Raw genomic sequence first — 24,192 nt, forward strand, 5'->3', positions numbered from 1 at the left:
GTTATAAATCTTCAATAGAAGTTGGCGCATTGTCCGCTTTATAATCCAGTAACTTTCTAAAGAACTTTTGTATGGCTTTAGTGTCTGATTTTACCTTAATATAGTAGTTGTCCAGGTAAATGGAATACACTGCAAAATCTCCTTTATAAATTGTGAGTTTGTAATAGGGTATAATCAATCCATAAGTTTCCAGCAAAGACCTAAACCGAACTATGATACCTTTTGGACGCATCTCAATATTACATGTATTGAGGTTATTGTCCAAAATGAGTAGGTTTTGGATTTCCAAACTAGTTTCCGTAATAAACAACTTTGGGGAGCCAATTCCACCTAGTGCAAAACGTTCTTTTAATGTAAAAGGCTTGCCTACGGCTTCATCAATTTTTTTGGTGACTTTTTTGTCTGAATAAGAAACATTGAGTAGCATTTTCAAAATTAGCCAAAATGATCTCATGAATTTGCACAAGGCGTATTAAACTAGTCATAAAGCCTAAAAAATATGTAGTTTTGCACCCTTAAATGCAGTTTATTAATGAATATTGAACAGGTACTTACAACTACAGTCAAAGCAGCTGTTTCCTCAATTTTTAATGCAGAACTACCTTCGGTAGAATTTCAGCCAACTCGCAAAGATTTTGAAGGCGATGTTACCGTGGTGGTGTTTCCCATGCTACGAGTGGTAAAAGGGAATCCTATGGAAATTGGAACAAAGATTGGCGAGTATTTGCAAGAAAATGTGGATGAAGTTTCAAAGTTCAATGTAGTCAAGGGCTTTTTGAATGTAGTTATTGAAGATAGTTTTTATCTGAATTTTTTCAATTCTATGTATAATGAAGCAGACTTTGGATATGTAAAAACACCTTCCAAAGATGCCGTGATGGTAGAGTATTCCTCTCCAAATACTAATAAACCGTTGCATTTAGGGCATATTCGAAACAATCTTTTAGGGTACTCTGTTGCTGAAATCCTTAAGGCTGCAGGGAAAAAAGTATACAAGACACAGATTATCAACGACCGCGGTATTCATATCTGCAAAAGTATGTTGGCCTGGAAGAAGTTTGGAAATGGAGAGACCCCGGAGTCTTCTGGTCTGAAAGGAGATCATTTGGTGGGAAAATATTATGTGAGATATAATACCGAGTATGAAAATGAACGTATTCGACTAATTGATTTAGCCGAAAAAGCATACGAAGAATTTAAAAACCCAAAACCTTCCCCAGAAATTGCTCCTTTCAAAACTATTGTTGAGTCTAGCACAAGTGTTAAATTCAATAAGAATATTTTTTGGGCGCTCGGAGGTTTGGCACTTGCAAGCTATTTGTACAAAAAGGGAAGAAAGGATGATGATTCAAATCTTAGAATACTTGGCGATTTGACCTCATTGGCGACTGGAGTTTTGGCACTGAAATCAGTAGATTTCAAAAAAGACTATGAGTTAGAATATCAAAAAATTGAAAAATCTTTTCTATCGAATCCAAAGAGAATTGAAAAGTACGAAAAAAAGGGAAAGAGAGAGTTTATTAAAGATTATGTTGAGGAAAACAAGGGGTATACACCAATTTTAAATGAAGCCCAAGAAATGCTTCGCAAATGGGAGGATGGAGATTCTGAAACTGTTGCACTTTGGAAAAAAATGAACGGTTGGGTATATGAGGGATTTGATACTACCTACAAAAATTTGGGTGTCGATTTTGATACGTTGTACTATGAAAGCGTTACCTATCTTTTAGGAAGGGATGTTGTACAAGAAGGACTTGAAAAAGGGATTTTCTTTAAAAAGGACGATGGTAGTGTCTGGATAGATTTGACAGATGAGGGATTGGATGAAAAAATTGTACTCCGCTCAGATGGTACTGCCGTTTATATGACCCAAGATATAGGAACTGCCATTCAGCGGGTAACGGATTTTCCAGACATTAATGGAATGGTATATACGGTTGGGAATGAACAAGACTATCATTTTAAGGTCTTGTTTTTGATTCTCAAAAAGCTGGGATATGGTTGGGCGGAACAATTGTATCATTTGAGTTATGGTATGGTGGACCTGCCAAGCGGTAAAATGAAGAGTAGGGAGGGTACCGTTGTTGATGCAGATGATTTGATTGATAATATGACCCAAACTGCAGAAAAGATTTCTGAAGAACTTGGTAAGTTGGATGGATATTCGGATGAAGAAAAACAAGGCCTTTATAGAACCATTGGTTTAGGCGCGCTTAAATACTATATTCTAAAAGTAGATCCTAAAAAACGAATCTTGTTCAACCCAGAAGAATCTGTCGATTTTCAAGGGAATACAGGGCCTTTCATTCAATACACTTATGCACGGATTCAGTCCATTCTACGAAAAGCAGAAGGCGTGCAATCCAGCGCAATTGAGACCTCGTTAAAACTGCATCAAAAGGAAAAGGAATTGCTCAAACAGCTTCAGCTTTTCCCGGAAACCGTTCAATTGGCTGCAGAAAATTACAGCCCAGCGCTGATAGCTAATTACACGTATGATTTGGTCAAAGAATTTAACTCTTTCTACCAACAAGTTCCTATTTTGCCTGAAACTGAAGCACTGAAAAAACAGTTTAGAGTACAATTGTCCAGAAAAGTTGGAGAGGTAATTCAATCAGCATTCTTATTGTTGGGCATCAATGTACCTGAACGAATGTAATGGAGGAATTTGGAGGCTTGTCCGAGACAGAGAGACAGATTGCTGCGCTTGTTTTGGCAGTTGGTCTGCTTTATGTGTTTGCGAGGGTAGGCTATGTGTATTTTTTTGGTGAAAGGTTTACGTTTTACAATGTTTTTCATCCAGTTAAGAGAATTACGGCCAAGGAACGACAATTTATAAGTGAGTTTCTTATTCCTTTTCAACACTTTAATGCTGAACAGAAACGAACTTTTTTAAAGCGATTCGCTTGGTTCAAATCCAAAAAAGCTTTTGTTTTTTATAATGGAATAACCAATACTGAAAAAATAAAGGCCTATGTTTCTGCTTCCGCTGCTCTGTTGACCATGGGAATGCGGGATTTTAGGTATGAAAAATCAATTTCAAGAATCATCATTTATCCCAATACATATTACTCACGCATTCGGAAAAACCATCATATTGGAGAATTTAATCCGAACTTAAAGATATTGGTGTTTTCGGCTGAGGACCTTGAAAAAGGATTTAAAATTCCAAATGATAACCGAAATCTGGGTATCCATGAGGTGGCTCATGCGTTGATGTTTGAAATGAGAAATAAATCCAGTTGGGAAGCAAGAAGGTTTAAAGTGGGTTTGGCACAAATAAAAAGAATCTATGACCAAAAGGATTTCCAGAAAAAGTTGGAGGAATCAACGTATTTTAGGACATATGCCAAGTCTAATTTCTATGAGTTTTTCGCGGTTATTATGGAAAATTTTATAGAGAGTTCATCCGAGTTTTCGAATAAATTCCCTGATTTGTACGACATCCTCAGAAGAATGTTGAATTTTGACCTCAATAAACCGTTGTGGAGGCTTAAAAATTTACCCTAAACTTATATTAAAGGTAATAGAGTTTTCAATCCATACTTAAAGTTTTAGGGATTCATGTTCCTGAGAAGTTGTAAAAAAAGGCCATGTTCGCAAACATGGCCTTTCTTAACAACCAACTAAAAATCTATGAATCGGAATTGGCCGTAACCGCTAGGTTGTAAACAACCAGTCCAAATCCAATTTTGTTAATAGCATCACCAATGTTATAAACTACATCCAATGATAGACCACCAAAAATACCGTCATACCAGCCTGGTGTTCCTGCCATATATCCGATAGGATAGATTGCCCAACCTACCAATACAAACCAACATAGCGTTTTGTGTGCACTGAGAACAGCACCACCTGCTTCTTGAGCCAGTTTTTTGGCGCCACCAAACCATATTTCATAAACAATGGCAAAGTAAGCGATACCGGAAATAAGACCCCATATTTGGGCTTGGTCTCTATAAACTGCTTCTCCAAGATATCCGGTGACGAGCATAACTACAGATAGAATAATCAGTTTCCACATTAGAGATTTTTTTGCCCCTGCAACTTTAAGAATAAGGTAAAATTCAACGCACATCAAAGGAACCGTAAGAATCCAGTCCACATAACGGAAGAATGTAGGAGATTCTCCGTTCGCAGCCCAATAATCGCGCATGTACCAATAATGTACTGCGGCAATAAAAGTTATTAATCCTGACACTAGGATTGAGGTCTTCCATTTTCTATCAAAATTGTTCATTGATAAAAAGAAAAAGGCAGAAGCTGCCATCATGGCCATGCAACCTACAAAAAAGGTAAAGCCAACATAATCATTCGTAGCAATTTTAGCTACCATGGGTAAAGAAGTGAATAAACTTTCCATTTTATTTTGTGTTAATTAATTTTGTTTAATCAAATCTATTAAAAATTAAACAAAAAAATGATAAATTTGTTTATTATTTTTTGAGAATGATTAAACAAAAGGATTTAAATTTTGTCAAATTGAGAAATGTAATGATAGTGATGACCATTTTTGCTCTATGGTTTTCAGTATTCTTTAGTGAACAGATTGAGGGGTATATTTCTTATGCTTTAATTTTTAGTTTTGGTATTCTTCATGGATCAAATGATATTCAGTTAATCCATATAAATGCAATGCGAAGTGCTGGAAAAGTATCTAGGAAAAAGGTTTTTCTATTATATGTTTCTACAGTCTTGGCCATACTGCTGACATTTTCTTTTTTTCCTAGGGTGGCATTTATTTTCTTCATTATAATAAGTGGATTTCACTTTGGTGAACAGCATTGGAATAAATACTTAATAAAAAAAACTGTATGGAACAAGCTTTTGTACACACTGTATGGCTTGTTTATTTTGTTTATGATCTTTTATATAAAGTATGAACAAGCATCACAAGTCATAAACGATATTTCTGGATTTCAATTCCAAGAAGATGTATATCTAACAATAACAAGTGTTATTGGCATTGCCCTGATCATACAGCTAAGCTTTTATTTATATTTTGATTTTTTGAAAGTCAGTATTTTAGAAGAACTCTTTTTCCTAGGAATCTTTTTTATAATATTTAAGACTGCTTCATTGCTTTGGGGTTTTTGTGTGTATTTCATTGTATGGCATAGTATTCCATCATTAGTGGACCAAATGAATTATTTATACGGTATATCCAATAAGTGGACGTTGCTGCAATACCTGAAGTCTTCCTGGAAATATTGGTTGATATCGCTTATTGGGTTATTTGGACTATATTTTCTTTTAAAAGAGGACAATCAGTTTTTTGCTTCAATAATGCTCTATTTTTTAGCCGCGATCACTTTTCCCCATGTAATTGTAATGTCCAGATTAGAAAAATAATCAAAAACTAACCCTAAAACTCACATTTGGGGTAATACCTAAAGAAACATTCTCAACGGTTTCAATTTCATTGGTATCTGAAAGCCTGTAATAACGATTAAGCAAATTTTCACGATTTGTAAGGTTGAGCAATGAAATACCGGCATTTGCCTTAACCCTTCTGCCCATATCAAATCCGTATGAAGCCGAAGCATCCATCCTAACATATTCTGGCAATCGGCTGCTGTTTGGAGTTTCATAATTAATTCTTGCAGGAAAAAATGAAGTGTCCAATGGATTATCCGCTTCAGGTTTGGTAAAAGGTTTACCAGTACGATAATTTATTCCGAGACCCAACTTAAGGTCTTTGATGCTATAGGTGCTTGCAAAAGTTAAGGTATGCCTTACATCCAGATTATTTGGAAAAGAATTTGGGGTGATATTTGTAAAGTTATAATCGTTCTTATTGAAGGTATAACTAAACCATGTACTATAATTATCCCCTTTTTTGTTGATTAGAAACTCAATCCCCTTTACGTCATAGTTTCCTATTTCACCCCCAAATTGATTTTCGTTCTGAAAACCTTGGGTTCTTATACTGATGCCATCAACGTATTTATAAAAGCCTTCAAGGCCGATGTAAAGGGCATTTTTCGAGTAATTAAGGCCTAAGGATCCTTGTTTGCTTTTGGTGATGGGCAATTCATTTCCATCAGAAATAATCCACCTCCTTTTTTCAATACCTAAAAAATTCTGTTCCAGATCTATGACCTGATTGGTGGACTGACTTTTAAATTCACCTAAAATTTCAGCTCTCAGATATTTGGCTACTCTAAAATTTAGGTTCAACCTGGGCTCTATCAACAGTTCATTAAAGGTGGCCAGATTTTCAATATAATTTACCCGAACGCCTGCTCTTGCAATAAATTTATTTTCTTCAGCAGTATAGCCAATTTCAGTGTAGGGTGCATGAATTCTAATGACACCTGTAATATTGCTCAAGAAATTTGGTTGACTGATTTGGGTGAAGTTTTTAATACCCGTTTCAATAAATTGATAGCCATTGGTCCAGTCTAGATTTTCTGAAATGGTATAGTTGGTATCTATTTTGAGTGCATTTTCGGTGACTCTATTATTTTGAAATAGAGTTTGAACTTGGTTGCCAAACAAGCTTTGGGCGTCTAGGTTATATTTGGTGTAATAAATATTAAGGTTGGAAGAAAACTTGTCTGTCCAATTGCTTTGCAATCGAATTCCTCCAGAAATATTGGTCTGATCTAATAAACTGAGCGTGGTTTCATCAATATCCAGATTTGTTTCGGTGAATTCCAAATCATTGGCGATGGTAATAAAATTGAAACGTAGTTGATGTTTGTCATTGATATCGTACAATAATTTTCCTGAGAAATCATAAAAGAAGAAGGTCTCATCTCGCTGAAAGTTTTCATCAATGGTTTGGTTCTGTTGATTTTTAACTTCACTATCCTGAAAGGCCCTGTCCGTAAAATTATTATAGGTAGGCGTATTTAGAAAATCGGTTGTTGAACGGCGTGCAGAAAATTGAAATGCCATGTTATCTTTTATGGGAATTTGGCCATAGACATCGCCACTTATAAAATTGATGCCAGCTCCTCCTGTAAAGAAGCCATCAATATCGTTTTTCGTTTCCATACTAATAACACTACTAACGCCATCGCCATATTGTGTGGGCGTTCCGTTTTTGAAAACAGTCACTTTATCAGTTAAATAGGGGTTGAACGCCGAAATAAGGCCAAAAAAGTGTCCGGATTGATACATTTTTATGCCATTCCAAAGAATAAGATTTTGGTCGTTTGTTCCTCCGCGCACGTTTATGTCCGAGACAGTTTCATCGATGCTCTTGATGCCCGGCAACGCTTGGACTGTTTGCAAAACATCAGGTTCCACAAGCCCTGGGAGTATACCCAATTCATAAGTATTTAGGGTAATGCTGGCATCTGTTTGTTTAATGATTCCGGGAGCTAAAAACTCATACAAAACCACCTCTTCAAGCTGCTCATAATTTTGCGCCAAAAGAATCTTGGGGCAATCGTTTCGAGCAATCAAACTCTCTACAGGAACATATTTGGTAACATAGCCTAAAAAACGAATCCTTATCAATGCTTCCCTAGGAATATCGCGGAGTGAAAAAAGGCCTTCAGAATCTGTTACAAGAGCAATTTCACTTCCCACAACCTCCACGGATGCCGCTGAAACAGTATTTTCGGCAAAATTGTCAAGCACTTTTGCACAAATATCAACTAGAGTGCTTTTGACCAAGGTATAGTAACGTTCGTTGAGCTTTTCTATTTTTATCTGGGTCTGAGCGCGAATGGATTCTAGAATACCTTGTAACGAATTGGAAACAGGAGTTGAGATTTCAACCTTTTCCAAATCTTCATCAACATAAGAAAATTTGATATCAAATCTTTTTTCCAGTCCGGTGAGATAGGATTTTAGATCTGTTTGGATCTCTTGGGCATAACAGAGGTTGATGGATATAGGTAAAAGCAACCCAACCCAAACTAGTATAATAAAACTACGGAGTGTCCTCAGCATAGAAAAGCACGTTATCCTCACCTAATTTATAATTAATCTGTGAAGGAATGCTTATACTTTCTAACGCTAATTTTATGCTGTTGTTGTTAAATGTTCCTGTGAACAACTGTTCAGCATCTATATTTTTGGTTTTAACTTCAATGTTAAATTGTCTTTCAAATTCAGCCAATACATATTTTAAAGGGATACTTTGAAAGCTACTTTCATTGCTCATCCACGAAGGTTGGGCAATCGTAATATTGTCAAAATCTTGAATTTTACCATTTATGGCCACAAAAGATGTGCCCGCTGGCAATTTTCGTTCAATGTTATTGTAGGTTACACTTACGAGGCCCTCGTAGCAGGTTACCTCAAAGAAACCATTTCTGTTTTCCACGTTAAATTGGGTCCCCAATACAGCAACAGTGCCATTTTCAGTAGAAACAGTGAATTTTTTTCCTTTGGCCACTTTAAAAAATGCCTCACCTTCTAAGTTCACATTTCTTTTTTCTGACCATTTTTTCTCACTAAATGAGACTTTGGAATCCGCATTCAGTATAATTTCAGAATTATCAGGAAGCAAAACCTCAGAACGTTCGGCCAATTGTGTACTAAAGGATTCATTAAGACTATTTAGATAGAAATAAGAACCCGAGAGCAATACCGCAACAACAGCGGCAACCCGCAAGAATTGCTTAAATGGATTTAACGTAATAACCTTAGGCGTTTCTTCAGAACCTCTATTTTTAAAGGTGTTCCAAGCTTGGTCAACATCAAATTCAGGAGTTTTTAAAGTTCCTGAAACCTCCTTCAATTTCTGATAAGAAGCATAGCTTTCGGACTTTTTGAATTCCGTAAGCTCTTCCTCAGAAAGTTCTCCGTTAAGCCATTTGGCCAAGTAATTTTCTTGCATGATTTCTATGCTTTACACCATAATAACAATTAAGTACTATAAAACCCTACTTTTCAGTTTACAATTAACAATTTTACAGTTATCAGTTATCAGTTATCAGTTATCAGTTATCAGTTATCAGTTATCGGTTGTTGATTTTTTATTTTAATAGCTTTGCCTACTGCCTACTGCCTACTGCCTACTGCCTACTGCCTACTGCCTACTGCCTACTGCCTACTGCCTACTGCCTACTGTTTAAATGCCATCAATCTGCTCCCGCAATGTTTTTAAAGCCAAGTGCATGCGCTTTTCTATTGCTTTTACACTTACACCTTCCATTTCAGCAATTTCAGCATATTTCTTTCCATCAATCCTATTGAGCAAAAACGTAGTACGTTGATTTTCGGGCAAATCCTCCAATGCTTTGTCCAATTTTTGCTTGTATTCCTTTTCTTCCATTAGAAATTCTGGAGACTCGTTTGTATGCTCCAATGAAGAATCGGCATATTTTAAGCGTACCTTTTCTGCTTTTAGGACATTCAAGTATAAATTATTGGCAACAGTGTACAAATAAGACTTTGCCTTTTCGGGCATAACCTTTGCGCAATTCTCCCAAAGTTTTACAAAGGCTTCTTGTACGGCGTCATGCGCTTTCTCCTCATTACCAAACTTATAATATATATAATTGAATATCGTTTTGGAATTGGACTTAAATATTGAGCTGAAGACCTGCTCTTCGCAAACGTTGTTCATTTAAGTTGGTTTGTCAAAGCCCCAAAGATATTTTAAAAATTTTTAAGAAGAAGTAGGGTTTTTTTTTTGAAAGTTGTTTTAGAGTTGTGGAATAACTAAAAAATCCAAATCGCTATGAAAAATTTAATAACTAAACTGATTTACACTTGCCTGTTTTCAATGGCATTGATTTTTACCTCATGTCAGGAGGAGTATGAAGAAGTAGGAGGGGATGAACAGCAGGAAACCATTTCTGCGAATTCTTCTACTGCTGTATTGATTGAAAAAACATCTTCCAATGATGGTTCTTTTGATAATATCGTTGATGGCGCAAGCTGTTTTGCCGTTGAATTTCCATATACAGTTGAAGTAAATGGAATTGAAGTTACCATTGATTCTAGAGAAGATTTACACCAAATAGAAGAAATATTTGATGAGGTAGATATTGATGATGATATTTTGGATATCATTTTCCCTATTACTATTACGCTTGCCGACTTTACTGAAATCGTAATTGAAAACAAAGAGCAATTAAGAGAATTGGCTGCTGAATGTATAGAGGGTGGTGACGATGATGATATTGAATGCATCGATTTTGTATACCCCCTTACAATGTTCACCTTTAATGTGGACAACCAGGTTACGGGAGAAGTTGTGATTGGAAGCGATAAGGAACTTAGAAGGTTTTTTGCTGGATTGGAAGATAATGATCTTGTAAGTATTGATTTTCCAGTAACCTTAAAGAAGTACGATGGAACAGAGATAGTTGTTGATAGTAATGGCGAATTGGCCAATGCCCTTGAAGAGGCTAAAGATGAATGTGATGAAGATGATGACGATGATTACAATGATGATGATTTTACCAAAGAAAGATTAGATGCGTATTTGGTGGAATGTCCTTGGGAAGTTCGTGAGGTTTTACGAAGTGGTACGTATCAAACCGACCAGTATTTTGAAAATATGCTCAATTTCATGGAAGATGGAAGCGTGATGTTGGTTATGGACGGTGATATTGCTATTCCTGGAACATGGACTACTAGAGTTACTGACAATGGAGTACTGCTTACCTTGGATTTTGACAATCTAGTTGACTTCACTTTAGAATGGATAGTGTATGAGATTGATGAGTATAAAATAAAACTATACGCTGGAGACGGAGATAAAATTATCCTTAAGCAACGTTGTGAAAATAGTGGGAGTGAATGTCGTATTGATGACATAGCGACTATTCTGGAATATTGTAAATGGAGAATCGAAGAATCCAATGAAGACTTTGATTTTGATGGTACAATTGATTTTTCAAACAGAAATATCCATGCTTACCTTGATAATGGCGCTTTTGCTGACGAAGGCAACTGGGAACTTACCGATACAGGTTTTAGATTCAACTCCCTGATTGAACGATTGGAGTTCATTGTTGGAGACTGGACCATTGTGGCCTGTGGAGAAGGATGGGTGAAAATCCAAAATGCCAACGGAAGGTATCTTGTATTGCGCAAAGACTGCGATTTCCAAGTGCCTAATCTAGATACACTTAGAGAGATCTTAACAGAGTGTGAGTGGATTATCAAAAAAGTAAAAAACCAAGGTGAGGAAATCGATAGACTATTAGGGTTTGGATTTGAATTCATGCAAGGTGGTGTGGTTACCTTGAGTGATGGCGAAACAACATCTACCGGTTCTTGGGAAATAGGATTGAACGATGATGGAGTACTATCACTATTAATTACGATGGGAGATGAACCTGGTGTAAGCTTCGATTGGCCTTTAAGGGACCTTACCAACACTAGACTGAAGTTTGAAGTTGAAGAAGTTGATTATGAACTGATTTTACTACGGGTTTGTGATGACAACGCAGGTGATGGAGATGTTGCTGAAATTAGAAATATAATGATGGGTGGAGCATGGAACGTTGCCCAATATAAAGAAGGTGATGTGGATAAGACTACTGAGCTTAGCGGATTGGATTTCTATTTCAACGAAATGCACCGAGTACAAGTTGATGAAAACGATAATCCCATTATAGAAGGTTTATGGAGAGTTATTAGAAATGATGAAGGTAAATTGAAGTTTTACCTAAACTTTGACCATGATGGCATATTTGGTGAGTTGACGGATGATTGGTATTTCGAATCCCTTTCAACAGATGGTAACCGTCTTGAACTGGTTCATGAAGATGAAAATTCCACTGAAATACTGGTTTTTGAAAAACTACTATAAGAATTTCCCCAATATTTTTTTGAAAAGGACGGCTTTCCCCAAAGCCGTCCTTTTCTTTTTATTCTTAAATTTGTCCTTCTTCAAAAATGACGAAAGCACATGTTTGATAATTTAAGTGACAAGCTAGATAAAGCGTTACACGTTCTAAAAGGACATGGACAGATAACGGAAATTAATGTTGCGGAAACACTAAAAGAAGTGCGTAGGGCACTCTTGGATGCGGATGTTAACTTTAAAATAGCAAAAGAGTTTACCAACACGGTCAAAGAAAAAGCGTTAGGGCAAAACGTTCTTACCAATCTTCAACCAGGTCAGTTAATGGTCAAGATTGTAAAGGACGAATTGACCCAATTGATGGGCGGGGATGCTGAAGAAATTGACCTTTCGGGAAATCCATCCGTAATTTTGATGTCAGGTTTACAAGGCTCTGGTAAAACAACCTTTTCCGGTAAACTGGCCAATTATTTAAAAAACAAAAAGGCCAAAAAACCACTTTTGGTTGCCTGTGATGTATACCGTCCTGCGGCAATAGATCAATTGCACGTTGTAGGCGAACAAATTGGAGTGGAAGTATACTCGGATAGGGAAAACAATGACCCGGTTTCCATTGCAAAAGCTGGAGTTAAACATGCAAAAAGCTTAGGATGTAATATAGTTATCATTGATACAGCAGGTCGTTTGGCGGTTGATGAACAAATGATGACCGAAATTGAAAACATCCATAAGGCAATTACCCCACAAGAAACGCTGTTTGTAGTAGATTCCATGACTGGGCAAGATGCTGTGAACACGGCAAAAGCCTTTAATGATGTCCTTAATTTTGATGGAGTAATACTTACAAAATTGGATGGTGATACCCGTGGTGGTGCGGCTATATCAATCAAATCTGTTGTTGATAAGCCTATCAAATTTATTGGAACAGGGGAAAAAATGGAGGCCATAGATGTATTCTACCCTTCCAGAATGGCCGATAGAATTCTTGGAATGGGTGATGTGGTTTCTTTGGTGGAACGTGCCCAAGAACAATTTGATGAAGAGCAGGCACGTAAAATCCAAAAGAAAATAGCCAAAAACAGATTTGGGTTTGATGACTTCTTGAGTCAAATACAGCAGATCAAGAAGATGGGGAATATGAAGGACCTTATGGGAATGATTCCAGGTGCTGGAAAAGCATTGAAAGGGCTGGATATTGATGATGATGCCTTTAAACATATTGAAGCCATTATTCATTCCATGACTCCGGAGGAGCGTTCAACCCCTTCAAAATTAAATGCCAGTCGTAAAAAAAGAATTGCTTTAGGAAGCGGTCGTACCATTCAAGAGGTCAATCAACTGTTAAAACAATTTGAGCAAATGAGCAAGATGATGAAGATGATGCAAGGCGGTGGTGGCAAGAAAATGATGCAAATGATGCAGAACATGAGATAATTCTCTAAAACCTGATAAAAACCTTTGAATATATCCCTATAAACCAACCCAATGGAAATTCTTGACGGAAAAAAAATATCAAACCAAATTAAAGATGAGATTGCCGTAGAGGTAGCCCAAATAAAGGAACGAGGAGAAAAAGTTCCTCATTTGGCAGCTGTATTGGTAGGGAATGATGGCGCAAGCCTCACATATGTAGGGAGTAAAGTGCGTTCCTGTAGAAAGATTGGTTTTGACTCTACTTTGGTCCATTTACCAGAGGAAACCACGGAAGAAGAATTGCTAGCTCAAGTTGAGGCGCTAAACGCCAATAAGGATATAGATGGATATATTGTACAACTTCCATTGCCCAAACACATTGATGAACAAAAGGTTCTAATGGCAGTGCACCCCGATAAGGATGTGGATGGTTTTCACCCTACAAATTTTGGAAAAATGGCCTTGGATATGCAATCATTTATTCCGGCAACGCCATTTGGAATTATGGAATTGTTGCGGAGGTATAATGTTGAGACCGAGGGTAAACATACCGTTGTAATTGGACGAAGCCATATTGTGGGCAGACCTATTAGTATTCTTATGAGTCAAAAAGGAAAAGCGGCCAATTCTACCGTAACACTTACACATAGCCGTACTAAAGATATCAAAGAACTTACCTTACAGGCAGATATCATTGTTTCGGCGCTTGGGGTTCCCAACTTTTTAAAGGCAGATATGGTCAAAGACAATGTTGTGGTCATAGATGTAGGAATAACCAGAGTTCCCGACGATACAAGAGAAAGAGGATATTATATTACAGGTGATGTAGATTTTGAAAATGTGGGCAAAAAGGCTTCATTTATTACACCAGTTCCTGGTGGAGTAGGACCCATGACCATTGCAATGCTGTTGAAAAACACATTATTGGCAAGAGAACGGCATAGAATGAATAAATAAGCTGTTACTCTTCTAATTGTGTTTCCTCTTCTGGAGTTAGAATCTCTAAATCTTGGTCACCCTCGTCGTTGGTGCAACTAGTTACTGCCATTGTAGAAAATAGGACCGTAATCAATAAAAAAACAATTTTCATAATAAACAATTAAGGGGCAATATTGCTTGTTCATTTAGTTTTATAACGTTTTAGGTTTTTGATTCTTGTTATTTATGTTGATTATTCGATAAATTGCTATTTGTTTATTAGAGGTATTATGAATAAATCGATGAATAAGGTTTCTTGGATTGTATTTGCTTTTCTTGCCATGGGAGTTGGGTTGTATCCTGCGGTATATTTGTTTACCTCAGATAACTTTGGAATTTTAAATAGTAAGACGGCAGAAGTATTGGCGAACCAGCTATGGAATATTGGCTTCTACGGGCACATTGTCTTTGGTGGGTTGGCGCTTATGAGCGGTTGGTCACAATTCAGTAAGAAAATCCGAGCCAAAAATCTAAAATTGCATAGAAACCTGGGTAAGTTTTATGTTCTAACCGCCTTGGTTAGTGGAGTATGTGGTGTGTATATCGCTTTTTTTGCAACCGGTGGAGTTATCACTACACTTGGATTCATGTGTTTGGGTCTAATTTGGCTATACACTACGGTAAGAGCATACCGTGCCATAAAGGCAAAGGATTTATCCCTTCATCAAGGTATGATGATTTACAGTTATGCAGCATGCTTTGCTGCCGTTACCCTGCGCATTTGGCTTCCTCTTTTAACAATGACATTTGGTGAGTTTTTGATTGCCTATAAAATTGTAGCCTGGCTCTGTTGGGTACCCAACATAATTTTTGCGTTTTATTGGGTTAGAAGAAAAGGGCTTATTTTGGATTGACCTTTACTTGGCAAAAAGTTGCTCCATATCCTTAAATGCTTTGAATTCCAAGGCGTTTCCGGCTGGGTCTAAAAAGAACATGGTAGCTTGTTCACCGACTTCATCCTTAAATCGAATGTAAGGTTCGATAACAAACTCAATTTTCTTAGTTTGAAGATCTTTAGAAAATGATTGGAACACGTCCCACGGTAAGACTACTCCATAATGAGGTACGGGAACATTTTTTCCATCTACAGCGTTAGTATGCAAATTTCCTTCCGATTTTGGCTTATAATGAATCACCAATTGATGGCCAAAAAGATTGAAATCTACCCAGTGATTACTGCTTCTTCCTTCTTCACAACCCAAAACATCTCTATAAAATGACCTACAATCATCTAAATTATGAACAGGAATAGCAACATGGAATGGAGTAATGGTTTGCATGAAAAAGACTTTTTCGGAAAGTTAGTTTTTCTTTTTCAAGCCTCCAAAAATTCTATAATTTGGTTGTTCACTTCCTCTTGATGCATGGAATGCCCCAAACCTTCCGTACTGATTAATTTACTGCTCGCCCAATTCTTATGGACATTTTCAGATGCGTGATAAGGCGCTATCTTATCCAATCGGTCATGGAACAACAACCCTTTTTTAGTATTTGATTGTGCAAACCGTGAGGATGAAAAGTCCTGGATATGAAAACCGAATCTATCAAAAATGTAACCATCCAGAACAGTCATAAACCGATTGCTGAATTTTAGAATTTTTTGATAATTGTCCATAAACTCATGAAATTCTGAAGGAGCTCCAATAGTCACAAGTTTTTCAACTTTAGGATTTGGGTTTTTAAACTCATTGTACATGAGCGTCATACCTCCTACCGAATGCCCGATGATATATTTTGGGGTGTATTTTTTTGTCATATAATGCAAGGCCTTTTCGTACAATGGCACATACAAAAGTTTACCGGATGAATAACCATGCGATGGAGCATCAAATGCTATAATATTAAACTCAGCATCTTGAAGTTTTTTTATCAAGTTACGCCAACGGAATGTGTTACTTTCCCAGCCATGTACCAGCAATATGGTTTCTTTTTTACCGGGCCACCGATACGATTGTAACTGATGCCCAGCTGCATCTTCAACCTCCAGTTTTGCGTTATCCAAAAAATCTTTTTGCTCAGTTCTGACTTTCCCTTTTCTTACGGTACAGAGTAGATTGAAAGCCTTGTGGGCGGCTTTTTTAGGTGTAAAAAGAGAATATATGTTGAAATATTGGCCGTAGACCAGCGGAAGTATTTTAGTAATAAGTTTTTTCATTTGGTTACTTTTTGTAACTTACTCTATAAAAGAAATCAAAAATACAGATAACTTTTAAATAAAATATTGGTTACCAAAGTAAAATCAGGTATGAATATGGAAACTATCGCTGAAAATCAGAAAGTTAGAACGGCAAAAAAATTAGAAAAAATGTTTGGTCATATTGATTACAAGCACCCTCCTGAACTTTGCCCTGTCAGAGATGTGATGTCCGTGGCCTCAGATCAGTGGAGTACATTGATTATTCTTTGGTTGGGATACTTTCCAGTGCTACGCTTCAATAAACTTAAAAAGTTTGTTTATGGAATATCAAATAAGGTTTTAAGCCAACGGTTAAAAGTGTTGGAGGCGGATGGTTATATTTCTAGGAAAGCATATGCTGAAGTTCCCATTAGAGTTGAATACAGATTGACAGATTTTGGACAAACGTATGTTGAAAAATTATTGGAATTAACGGAATGGATGCAATCCAATAGCCCAAAAGTTTTGGCTAATAGGGAAAAGTTTGGACTGCTTTAGTCTTTTATTCTATTCCATATATCTAAATACATTTTCCAACTGCCATTTTCCTTTTTCCATATAGCCACGTACTTTCCTCCCCATTCAAACACCTCGCCAGCTGCGTTTTGGGTTTTCCCTTCATAATATCCATGATCATGTGCATAGTTGCCCAAAAATTTAATTTCTTCTGAACTTATTTTATGGTGAATCACCTTTGAACCATTGTTTTGTGGAGTCCAATATTCCAGTAGCCCTGAACCGCTTAAAATGTCCAAATTGTTGGGGAAAATTTTCGCATCCGAAGTATAACTGTTTTGAATTCCTTCAATATCACCTTGCATAAAGGCTTTTGAGAAGTTTTGAGAAGCTTGAACAATCTCGTTTTTCAATTCCTCCTGTTCTGCTGATATTTTCCCATTGCTGCAATCGATCTTCCAGGTAGGAAAAACTATTGTTTCCGTCTTATCTACCCATTCTCCAACCCATTTATAACCTTTTTCGTCAATCTCATAGAAAGACAGCCTATAAAATCCATCCGTGCCATTTGGTGCTTTTTGCTCTCTATAAAGTACAATTTTCCCTTCTTTGGTTTTATTGCCTTCCCATACTGGAAGTGTAGGACTGGGTGAACGGGTACTGTAATAATGTACATACCATTTTGTACTATCTGGAATAAATTGGCGAATGCTTCCGGAAAACGTTTGGTCTTCTTTTAAGGTTTCATCCTGAATCGCCATTCCGTTCATAATGTATTTGAACCGCCAGATCATGTCAACAGGTTCAGCCCAGGTTTGGTCGGCTTTTTTTGTCTGGGATTTGCAATTACATTCTCCAATAAGGGGAGCAAAGTCTAAAAGTTCCTTTGGTGCGTTTGGATTGGGCAATCCAAAAGGATGTTCAACTGAAGGTTCAAAATCGTATTGAGCACATAATGCAAAGGGAAAGACTAAAACTAAAAGAAAGTATTTCATTTGGATGGATTTTACCCAAATTAACCAAATGGACTAAAGTCACGACTTTCTTTAGGAATTAATTAACAAGTGTTACTCCCACCCCAACATTAGATACTTTATTTTGGCATTATCTGGAATCTGTACAGCTTCAATAGTTGAAGTCGAATATCTAAGATTGGCTGGTAATTCACCCTTATCAATAGTGAAATACAGATTACTTTCCTTTGGAAATATAACGATACTGTTCAAAGTGGTAACAATTTTCTTTATGGCGTATGTAGTTTGAATGTCTTTAAAAGTGCTTTGCAAACTAATGCCATCACCCGTGACATAACGGGTATCAAAAATTCTAATATTTTCAATTTTTGGAACACTGTCCAGATTCGGAGTAAGGGTCATAAGATGTTTACCTCCTTTTTCAAAAAGTTTGATTTTTCTGGATTGTGATGCAATCGAAAGGCTGGAGGTGTCTTTTACAATGGAATCCTGAATAAATACAGCTTCCAAATCTTCAACCGGGGTTGTATTTGAAAGTGGACCTATACTATTTTCGGTAATTAAAAAAGAAGTGTCTTTTTTTTCACAACCAAGAGAAAACAACAGACAACAAATACCAAGTACTACTATATATTTTTTCATTTTATTGATTACCGGATAACTTTTTTCAAAACTCCCAAAACCCCTCTTATAAAAGTAGCACTGGTCAATACCTTAACGACAGGGTTCATTCTTGTGCTTCTTCGGGATGATGAGCTTTTTTTCGAAGTGGTTTTGCGTTCTTTTTCTTTTTCCTTCTCGGCCTTTTCTATTTTTTCATTCAGGATTTCATAGGCACTTTCCCTATCAATGTCCTCGTTGTATTTTTTTATCAATTTTGATTTACCCAAAGTTTCTTTCAGCTCGGTATCGGTCAAAACATCCATTCGACTCATGGGTGCGCGCAACATTGTGGCGGCCAAAGGAGTGGGTCTTCCTTTTTCATCAAGTGCAGAAATCAAGGCTTCTCCTATTCCCAAGGATGTCAACACCTCTTTTGTATCATAAAATTCAGAATCAGGATAGTTTTCAGCAGTAAGCTTAATGGCCTTTCTATCTTTTGCGGTAAATGCCCTAAGCGCATGTTGTACCTTTAAACCCAATTGCGCGAGCACATCGTCAGGTACATCAGTAGGGTTTTGAGTGACAAAATAGAGGCCTATTCCTTTAGAGCGAATCAATTTTACGATACTTTCAATTTGGTCTAAAAGGGCTTTTGAAGCTTCTTTAAAAATTAGATGGGCTTCATCAATAAAAAGGATCAACTCAGGCCTATCACTATCCCCTTGTTCAGGGAAAGTTGAATAGATTTCAGCCAAAAGACTCAACATAAAAGTTGAAAACAGTTTAGGTCTATCTTGAATGTCAGTTAGGCGGATTATGTTGATGTATCCCTTGCCATTTTCATCAATTCTTACCAAATCATCAACATCAAAAGACTTTTCGCCAAAAAATAAATCAGCACCCTGTTGTTCCAGTTCAATGATTTTTCTCAATATAGTTCCTGTAGAACTGGTAGAAATACGACCATAGGACTCTTGAAATTCCTTTTTGCCTTGTCCTGTAGCATATTGTAGCACCTTTTTAAAATCTTTAAGGTCTAAAAGCGGTAATTTGTTGTCATCACAATATTTAAATACAACAGCTACAATACCTTCCTGTGTAACTGTTAAATCTAGTATTCTGGATAATAAGGTTGGACCAAACTCCGAAACGGTTGCTCTTAAACGTACTCCATCTTGCTCCGAAAGGGATAGTATTTCAACAGGAAATCCACTAGCTTCAAATGGAAGCCCAATTTTTTCATGGCGTTCATCAATTTTCGGATGTCCAGGACTTGGTTGTGCAATCCCACTGAGATCTCCTTTAAGGTCCATGAGTAGGACGGGTATCCCTTTGTTTGAAAGGTTTTCTGCAATAACCTGTAATGTCTTTGTCTTTCCAGTACCGGTGGCCCCAGCAATAAGACCATGCCTATTCAGTGTTTTTAATGGAATTTTTACGTGGGCATTCGTAACCGTCTCCCCGTTGAACATTCCTGCCCCCATAGTAATAAAATCACCCTTTGTGGTATAGCCTTTTTCAATATGTTCAAAGAATTTTTCTTTGCTACTCATGGAATTCAATTTCCGATAAAAATAGGGTAATTTTAACCAAATCTAAAAACACATCAAGATGAAAACTGCCCATTACCTTTTTCTTTCCATTTTTATGTCGGGAATCTTCACATGCCTGTATTCTCAGGAAAAAACCAATGTTGTTTTTCACAAGACCCATGAAGAAAAGAAACTAAGTGCTCCATACAGTGACGCCGTACAAGTAGGGAATGTATTCTATCTATCTGGTCAAATAGGAATGGATCATTCCACAAGAACGTTGGTTGAAGGTGGTATTGAGGCTGAAACCAAAAAAAGTATCAAAAATATTGAAGAAGTGTTGGCGCAACATGGGATGACATTGGATAATGTGGTGAAGTGCACAGTGATTTTAAATTCAATTTCGGATTATAATGTTTTCAATGGGGTTTATTCCAAGTTTTTTCCAAAAAAGCCTGCAAGGACAACTATGGCTGCAAGTGGTTTGCCCAGAAACGCCAAGGTTGAGATTGAAGTTATTGCGGTGCAATAGTTTTTTAAACTAAGGTTTAAGAATTAACTAAATCCTATCTTTGCCCAATGGTTTCAGAACAGGTCATGGATTTGGTTGATAAAGGACTTATGCTTCCATTAATGGAGGAGTTCTACACAATTCAGGGAGAGGGATATCACAAGGGTACGGCTGCCTACTTTATCCGCGTAGGTGGGTGTGATGTAGGTTGTCATTGGTGTGATGTTAAGGAAAGTTGGAATGCGGAAACACATCCACCAACACAAATAGCGAGTATTGTTGATAATGCCTCGAATTATTCTGATACCATTGTTATTACGGGAGGAGAGCCACTGACTTGGGATATGGGGCCTTTGACTGCTGCTTTAAAGGAAAAAAAACTGCAAACACATATTGAAACGTCGGGTGCCTATCCGTTCACAGGTATTTGGGATTGGATTTGTCTTTCACCCAAGAAAAATAAGCTTCCCGAAGAAGAAATATATGCTGTTGCGCATGAATTAAAAGTCATTGTTTACAACAAGCACGATTTTATTTTTGCAGAGGAACAAGCAGAAAAAGTAAATGGAAAGTGCATTCTGTATCTTCAGCCAGAATGGAGTGTTCGTGAAAAAATGGTTCCTTTGATTGTGGATTATGTAATGAAAAACCCCAAATGGAAGGTATCCTTACAAACCCATAAATATTTGAATATACCCTAATTCTATTTATGGATTAACGTCCGCCATTACCTTGCAGGTCCAGAATACATTCAGTATCAAGCACTGGTACTATTGCAAGTCCTTTTGCAGTTCTGCTTTCTAAAATTTTTAGCATAGAGTCTCCATCTAATGCACATGGAGAAGTCAAAACACTTCCTTTTGAAGTCAAACTTCTAGAGGTAGAGCTGCCAAATTGAATTTCTGCAAGCATTAAGCATCCATCAACATTACAATGATCGTTACCGAGTGGAATGCCATTGGAATCAAGAATGGGCTCATCATTCTCATCCGTTTGTACACCCTCATGGTCATTTATGGGTGGTGTTCCTAAATTTACCAATCCAAACAAATGCCCAAATTCATGGTTCAAAGTAGCAGTTTCTATGTCTGTAACAGTTACTATGGCACTTCTTCTCGCAAGTTCCGAAATGGTAGATTCATATATTACCATTGAAGTATTTCTGTAAACGGCCCCAAGAGTTACTAAACCTTCATCCAATTCGTCCCCATCAGAAGGGGCATCGGCAAAATAAATGTAGATGGCCAAGGTAGTTCCATTATTGTATTGCGTTCTATTTTCATCTTCCAAATCCCTTATTTCTTCAAGAACCAGGGTTTCTTCATTTGGAGATGGCAGTTCATTATAAATTACCTCTATATCTTCTTTAAATGTTCTTTCCCTAAGATAATCTTCAAAGTTGGAAATGGAGGTCGGCGTTGGCCTAAATCCAGGAACATAAGCAATTTCAATTACTAACTTATCAAAATTGTCATTGGATAAAATATCATTGGCCGAAGCTCCTGCTGCTCTAAGATTTGGCGTTTTATCAATATTTTGTGGTCCTGAAGTATCATCAGAACTATCAGAACAAGCTATAACAAGTCCAAGACTCAAAAATAAGGCAATAAAGATTTTCTTTTTCATGGTAAATCTGTATGTATAACAAACGGAGATGAAATCATTCTATTATGATCGTATAGAAAGTTTAGCTAAATAGTCGTAATGTTCACCTTCACTTACAAGTTCACATTTTAAATTATTATCTAAACAAGCATTTTGCAAGGTATTAAAATCCAAGTAGAGCCAATGAAACAGTAAGCTCTTTTTGCCTTTATATTCCATGTAAAACTGAACTTCGCCGTAATATTTTCCTGTATTTGGAACCCAAACCCCACCATCTTCATCTTGGTCAAACATATAAATGATATCGCTTGAATCCAACAAGATTTGACCGTTTGGCGATAAAAGCGATTTCAAATGTTGTAAAAAAGAACTTAAATCCGTGAGTTTTCCCGCCAAACCTATTCCGTTCATCAGCAAAAGAAGTGTATCATACTTTACATTGGTATAATCTAATATTGAAGAGGAAATGGTATTCTGAACGCCTCTTTTTTTACAAACCTCAATAGCCCCAACGGATGTATCCAGACCAGTAATATCCATTCCTTTTTTCTGAAGGTACAAGGCGTGGTTTCCAGCTCCGCAGCCTATATCAAGAACTTTCCCTTTTGCCAATTGTAGAGCTTTTTGCTCTAAAATGGGCATTTTATCAAAACCTCGGAAAAGGTAGGGCAATGGAATGGTGTCCTCTTCATCCAAAGAAGAAAAGGTTTTTATATCTTCAGTATAGTTACCAGACTGGTAGTCAAGAAGTGCTTGTCCAAAAATGTCAGCCATGTTATATGCTAAAACTGCAAAAATGGGACTTTAATCGCACATAAAGGTTTAAATGAAAACAGTTTTTTATGTTTGTTGGATATGGAGAGGCAATTAGGGGAATTACCAAAAAAAGCAAAAGAAAAGCTTGCTGAGAACAAAAAGTTCTTCGCAAAACTAAAAAAGCGTCCACCAAAGAATTTAGATTATGTAATGGGTGAATTGCATGATGCTGAATTTGAACGAACTGATTGTCTAAGTTGTGCGAACTGCTGTAAAACCACTGGACCTCTTTTTACTAACGCTGATATTGATCGAATTGCCAAGCATTTTAGGTTAAAACCCTCTCGCTTTATAGAACGCTATTTAAGAATTGATGACGAAAACGACTATGTGTTAAAGGAAGTGCCCTGTGCTTTTTTAGGAATGGATAATTATTGTTCCATATATGATGTTAGGCCAAAAGCGTGTCGGGAATTTCCGCATACCAACCGTAAAAAGTTTCATCAAATTAGTAATCTCACACTAAAAAACACATCCATTTGTCCGGCAGCATTCAACATTGTTGAGGAGATGAAGAAGAAAATAAAACTATGACCAATTCAGTATATTTGAAAATATGGAACAGCTAATAACATACTTTGAGAATATACCTCCATTGCACAGAAGTATTATTCTTGTAGGGGGAATTACGTTTTTCTGGATTCTGGAGGGTATTGTGCCTTTGTTCAAAATTCCGTACAAAAAGTGGCGGCATTCGGTTCCTAATTTCTTTTTTACACTAACCACGATCATCATAAATTTTCCACTTGCATTTTTATTGTTACAAACATCTGATTGGGCAATAGAGAATCAATTTGGAATCATCAATTGGCTACCACAAATGCCACTTTGGCTTTATGTAGTACTTGGATTAATGCTGCTGGATTTAATTGGAGCCTATACTGCCCATTTGGTGGAACATAAGGTAAAACCTTTGTGGATGGTGCATTTGGTACATCACTCTGATCATAATGTGGATACCACAACGGCTAACCGCCATCACCCGTTGGAGAGTTTGATTAGGTATATTTTTACATTGATCGGCGTTTTTGTAGTTGGTGCTCCAATTGGGATTATAATGCTATATCAAAGTGCATCAGTTGTTCTTTCACAATTTAACCATGCCAATATTCGATTGCCAAAAAAGGTGGACAATGCAATAAGCTGGTTAATCGTAAGTCCTGATATGCATAAAGTGCACCACCATTATAAGCTTCCCTATACAGATTCTAACTATGGTAATATTTTCTCTATTTGGGATAGGTTATTTGGAACCTATATGAAAATGGAGGTTGATGACATTGTTTATGGTGTGGATACTTTTCCCGATGAAAAGGAAAACAGTAGTATTGTAGGGTTACTCAAACAGCCTTTCCATAAATACAGAAGGCCTACCACCTCAGAGACTAAGTAAAACCTTTTTA

At 36.9% G+C, this 24,192-nt stretch carries 24 protein-coding genes and 2 pseudogenes; 13 read left to right on the plus strand and 13 right to left on the minus strand.

The window, feature by feature from the left end; genetic code table 11:
• Position 1: 1 nt before the first annotated feature.
• Positions 2 to 427 (minus strand): hypothetical protein, encoded by a 426-nt coding sequence (locus AAY42_RS16250; protein WP_055397107.1) that lies wholly within the window; start codon positions 425 to 427, stop codon positions 2 to 4.
• 105 nt (positions 428 to 532) lie between these two features.
• Between AAY42_RS16250 and argS (AAY42_RS18620) the strand changes: the two are divergent.
• The 3 genes and pseudogenes from argS (AAY42_RS18620) to AAY42_RS16260 all read left to right on the plus strand — a co-directional run.
• Positions 533 to 1,213 (plus strand): annotated as a pseudogene (gene argS / locus AAY42_RS18620) (arginine--tRNA ligase domain-containing protein); the annotation flags it as partial.
• Between the two features lie 192 nt (positions 1,214 to 1,405).
• A pseudogene (gene argS, locus AAY42_RS18625) lies at positions 1,406 to 2,659 on the plus strand (arginine--tRNA ligase); the annotation flags it as partial.
• Positions 2,659 to 3,510 (plus strand): zinc-dependent peptidase, encoded by an 852-nt coding sequence (locus AAY42_RS16260; RefSeq protein ID WP_055397111.1) that lies wholly within the window; start codon positions 2,659 to 2,661, stop codon positions 3,508 to 3,510. The pseudogene argS (AAY42_RS18625) and the gene AAY42_RS16260, both read left to right, overlap by 1 nt.
• 124 nt (positions 3,511 to 3,634) lie before the next feature.
• Here the strand turns inward: AAY42_RS16260 and AAY42_RS16265 are convergent, their stop codons facing one another.
• Positions 3,635 to 4,363 (minus strand): bacteriorhodopsin-like, encoded by a 729-nt coding sequence (locus AAY42_RS16265; RefSeq protein ID WP_055397113.1) that lies wholly within the window; start codon positions 4,361 to 4,363, stop codon positions 3,635 to 3,637.
• Between the two features lie 86 nt (positions 4,364 to 4,449).
• On the opposite strand from AAY42_RS16265, the gene AAY42_RS16270 reads away from it, so the two are divergent.
• A complete protein-coding gene (locus tag AAY42_RS16270; protein ID WP_055397115.1) occupies positions 4,450 to 5,352 on the plus strand; it encodes a Brp/Blh family beta-carotene 15,15'-dioxygenase in 903 nt (300 codons plus the stop codon).
• On the opposite strand, the gene AAY42_RS16275 is transcribed toward AAY42_RS16270, so the two are convergent.
• The 3 genes from AAY42_RS16275 to AAY42_RS16285 form a co-directional block, all read right to left on the minus strand.
• Positions 5,353 to 7,908 (minus strand): TonB-dependent receptor, encoded by a 2,556-nt coding sequence (locus AAY42_RS16275; RefSeq protein WP_055397117.1) that lies wholly within the window; start codon positions 7,906 to 7,908, stop codon positions 5,353 to 5,355.
• Positions 7,889 to 8,800, minus strand: coding sequence for a FecR family protein (locus AAY42_RS16280; RefSeq protein WP_055397119.1), 912 nt, complete (start codon positions 8,798 to 8,800; stop codon positions 7,889 to 7,891). Before AAY42_RS16280 ends, AAY42_RS16275 begins: the two co-directional genes overlap by 20 nt.
• 234 nt (positions 8,801 to 9,034) lie before the next feature.
• Positions 9,035 to 9,532 (minus strand): RNA polymerase sigma factor, encoded by a 498-nt coding sequence (locus AAY42_RS16285; protein ID WP_055397121.1) that lies wholly within the window; start codon positions 9,530 to 9,532, stop codon positions 9,035 to 9,037.
• Positions 9,533 to 9,646: 114 nt separating this feature from the next.
• Between AAY42_RS16285 and AAY42_RS16290 the strand changes: the two genes are divergently transcribed.
• The 3 genes from AAY42_RS16290 (at position 9,647) to AAY42_RS16300 (ending at position 14,095) form a co-directional block, all read left to right on the plus strand.
• On the plus strand, positions 9,647 to 11,731 hold the full coding sequence (locus tag AAY42_RS16290) for a hypothetical protein (protein WP_139063753.1): 2,085 nt from the start codon (positions 9,647 to 9,649) through the stop codon (positions 11,729 to 11,731).
• A 99-nt stretch (positions 11,732 to 11,830) separates the two neighbouring features.
• Positions 11,831 to 13,159: a signal recognition particle protein gene (gene ffh / locus AAY42_RS16295; protein WP_055397125.1), complete on the plus strand. Its 1,329-nt coding sequence runs from the start codon at positions 11,831 to 11,833 to the stop codon at positions 13,157 to 13,159.
• 51 nt (positions 13,160 to 13,210) lie between these two features.
• The gene (locus AAY42_RS16300; protein WP_055397127.1) at positions 13,211 to 14,095 is read left to right on the plus strand and encodes a bifunctional 5,10-methylenetetrahydrofolate dehydrogenase/5,10-methenyltetrahydrofolate cyclohydrolase; all 885 of its coding nucleotides are present in this window, start codon (positions 13,211 to 13,213) and stop codon (positions 14,093 to 14,095) included.
• A gap of 4 nt (positions 14,096 to 14,099) precedes the next feature.
• On the opposite strand, the gene AAY42_RS18590 is transcribed toward AAY42_RS16300, so the two are convergent.
• Positions 14,100 to 14,228: a hypothetical protein gene (locus AAY42_RS18590; RefSeq protein ID WP_262491958.1), complete on the minus strand. Its 129-nt coding sequence runs from the start codon at positions 14,226 to 14,228 to the stop codon at positions 14,100 to 14,102.
• A gap of 130 nt (positions 14,229 to 14,358) precedes the next feature.
• Here AAY42_RS18590 and AAY42_RS16305 point away from each other — a divergent pair, with 130 nt between their 5' ends.
• Positions 14,359 to 14,970: a DUF2306 domain-containing protein gene (locus AAY42_RS16305; protein WP_175288779.1), complete on the plus strand. Its 612-nt coding sequence runs from the start codon at positions 14,359 to 14,361 to the stop codon at positions 14,968 to 14,970.
• Between the two features lie 3 nt (positions 14,971 to 14,973).
• Here the strand turns inward: AAY42_RS16305 and AAY42_RS18335 are convergent, their stop codons facing one another.
• Together AAY42_RS18335 and AAY42_RS16315 are read right to left on the minus strand one after the other, a co-directional pair.
• A complete protein-coding gene (locus AAY42_RS18335; RefSeq protein WP_055397131.1) occupies positions 14,974 to 15,396 on the minus strand; it encodes a VOC family protein in 423 nt (140 codons plus the stop codon).
• A 35-nt stretch (positions 15,397 to 15,431) separates the two neighbouring features.
• Positions 15,432 to 16,271, minus strand: a complete 840-nt coding sequence (locus AAY42_RS16315) for an alpha/beta hydrolase (protein WP_055397133.1) — start codon at positions 16,269 to 16,271, stop codon at positions 15,432 to 15,434.
• 90 nt (positions 16,272 to 16,361) lie between these two features.
• Here AAY42_RS16315 and AAY42_RS16320 point away from each other — a divergent pair, with 90 nt between their 5' ends.
• Positions 16,362 to 16,790, plus strand: coding sequence for a winged helix-turn-helix transcriptional regulator (locus tag AAY42_RS16320; protein WP_055397135.1), 429 nt, complete (start codon positions 16,362 to 16,364; stop codon positions 16,788 to 16,790).
• Here the strand turns inward: AAY42_RS16320 and AAY42_RS17995 are convergent.
• The 3 genes from AAY42_RS17995 to AAY42_RS16335 form a co-directional block, all read right to left on the minus strand.
• Positions 16,787 to 17,743: a YybH family protein gene (locus tag AAY42_RS17995; RefSeq protein WP_082433474.1), complete on the minus strand. Its 957-nt coding sequence runs from the start codon at positions 17,741 to 17,743 to the stop codon at positions 16,787 to 16,789. The genes AAY42_RS16320 and AAY42_RS17995 overlap by 4 nt on opposite strands.
• A 72-nt stretch (positions 17,744 to 17,815) precedes the next feature.
• Positions 17,816 to 18,364 carry a hypothetical protein gene (locus AAY42_RS16330; protein ID WP_055397137.1) on the minus strand — a complete coding sequence of 183 codons (549 nt, stop codon included), beginning with the start codon at positions 18,362 to 18,364 and terminating at the stop codon, positions 17,816 to 17,818.
• An 8-nt stretch (positions 18,365 to 18,372) separates the two neighbouring features.
• Positions 18,373 to 19,878: a helicase HerA-like domain-containing protein gene (locus AAY42_RS16335; protein WP_055397139.1), complete on the minus strand. Its 1,506-nt coding sequence runs from the start codon at positions 19,876 to 19,878 to the stop codon at positions 18,373 to 18,375.
• 58 nt (positions 19,879 to 19,936) lie between these two features.
• Between AAY42_RS16335 and AAY42_RS16340 the strand changes: the two genes are divergently transcribed.
• Both AAY42_RS16340 and AAY42_RS16345 read left to right on the plus strand, forming a co-directional pair.
• On the plus strand, positions 19,937 to 20,389 hold the full coding sequence (locus AAY42_RS16340; RefSeq protein WP_055397141.1) for a RidA family protein: 453 nt from the start codon (positions 19,937 to 19,939) through the stop codon (positions 20,387 to 20,389).
• A 47-nt stretch (positions 20,390 to 20,436) separates the two neighbouring features.
• A complete protein-coding gene (locus tag AAY42_RS16345) occupies positions 20,437 to 21,069 on the plus strand; it encodes a 7-carboxy-7-deazaguanine synthase QueE (protein WP_055397143.1) in 633 nt (210 codons plus the stop codon).
• Positions 21,070 to 21,082: 13 nt separating this feature from the next.
• Here AAY42_RS16345 and AAY42_RS16350 read toward each other — a convergent pair whose 3' ends face one another.
• Both AAY42_RS16350 and AAY42_RS16355 read right to left on the minus strand, forming a co-directional pair.
• Complete coding sequence (locus tag AAY42_RS16350; protein ID WP_055397145.1) at positions 21,083 to 21,994, minus strand: hypothetical protein; 912 nt, start codon at positions 21,992 to 21,994, stop codon at positions 21,083 to 21,085.
• A gap of 42 nt (positions 21,995 to 22,036) precedes the next feature.
• Complete coding sequence (locus AAY42_RS16355; RefSeq protein WP_055397147.1) at positions 22,037 to 22,747, minus strand: class I SAM-dependent methyltransferase; 711 nt, start codon at positions 22,745 to 22,747, stop codon at positions 22,037 to 22,039.
• Between the two features lie 81 nt (positions 22,748 to 22,828).
• On the opposite strand from AAY42_RS16355, the gene AAY42_RS16360 reads away from it, so the two are divergent.
• Together AAY42_RS16360 and AAY42_RS16365 are read left to right on the plus strand one after the other, a co-directional pair.
• Complete coding sequence (locus AAY42_RS16360) at positions 22,829 to 23,323, plus strand: YkgJ family cysteine cluster protein (protein WP_055397149.1); 495 nt, start codon at positions 22,829 to 22,831, stop codon at positions 23,321 to 23,323.
• Between the two features lie 22 nt (positions 23,324 to 23,345).
• A complete protein-coding gene (locus AAY42_RS16365) occupies positions 23,346 to 24,182 on the plus strand; it encodes a sterol desaturase family protein (RefSeq protein WP_055397151.1) in 837 nt (278 codons plus the stop codon).
• The last annotated feature ends 10 nt before the right edge of the window (positions 24,183 to 24,192 follow it).

Origin of the sequence: Flagellimonas eckloniae (assembly GCF_001413955.1) — a bacterium.
Classification (GTDB): domain Bacteria; phylum Bacteroidota; class Bacteroidia; order Flavobacteriales; family Flavobacteriaceae; genus Flagellimonas; species Flagellimonas eckloniae.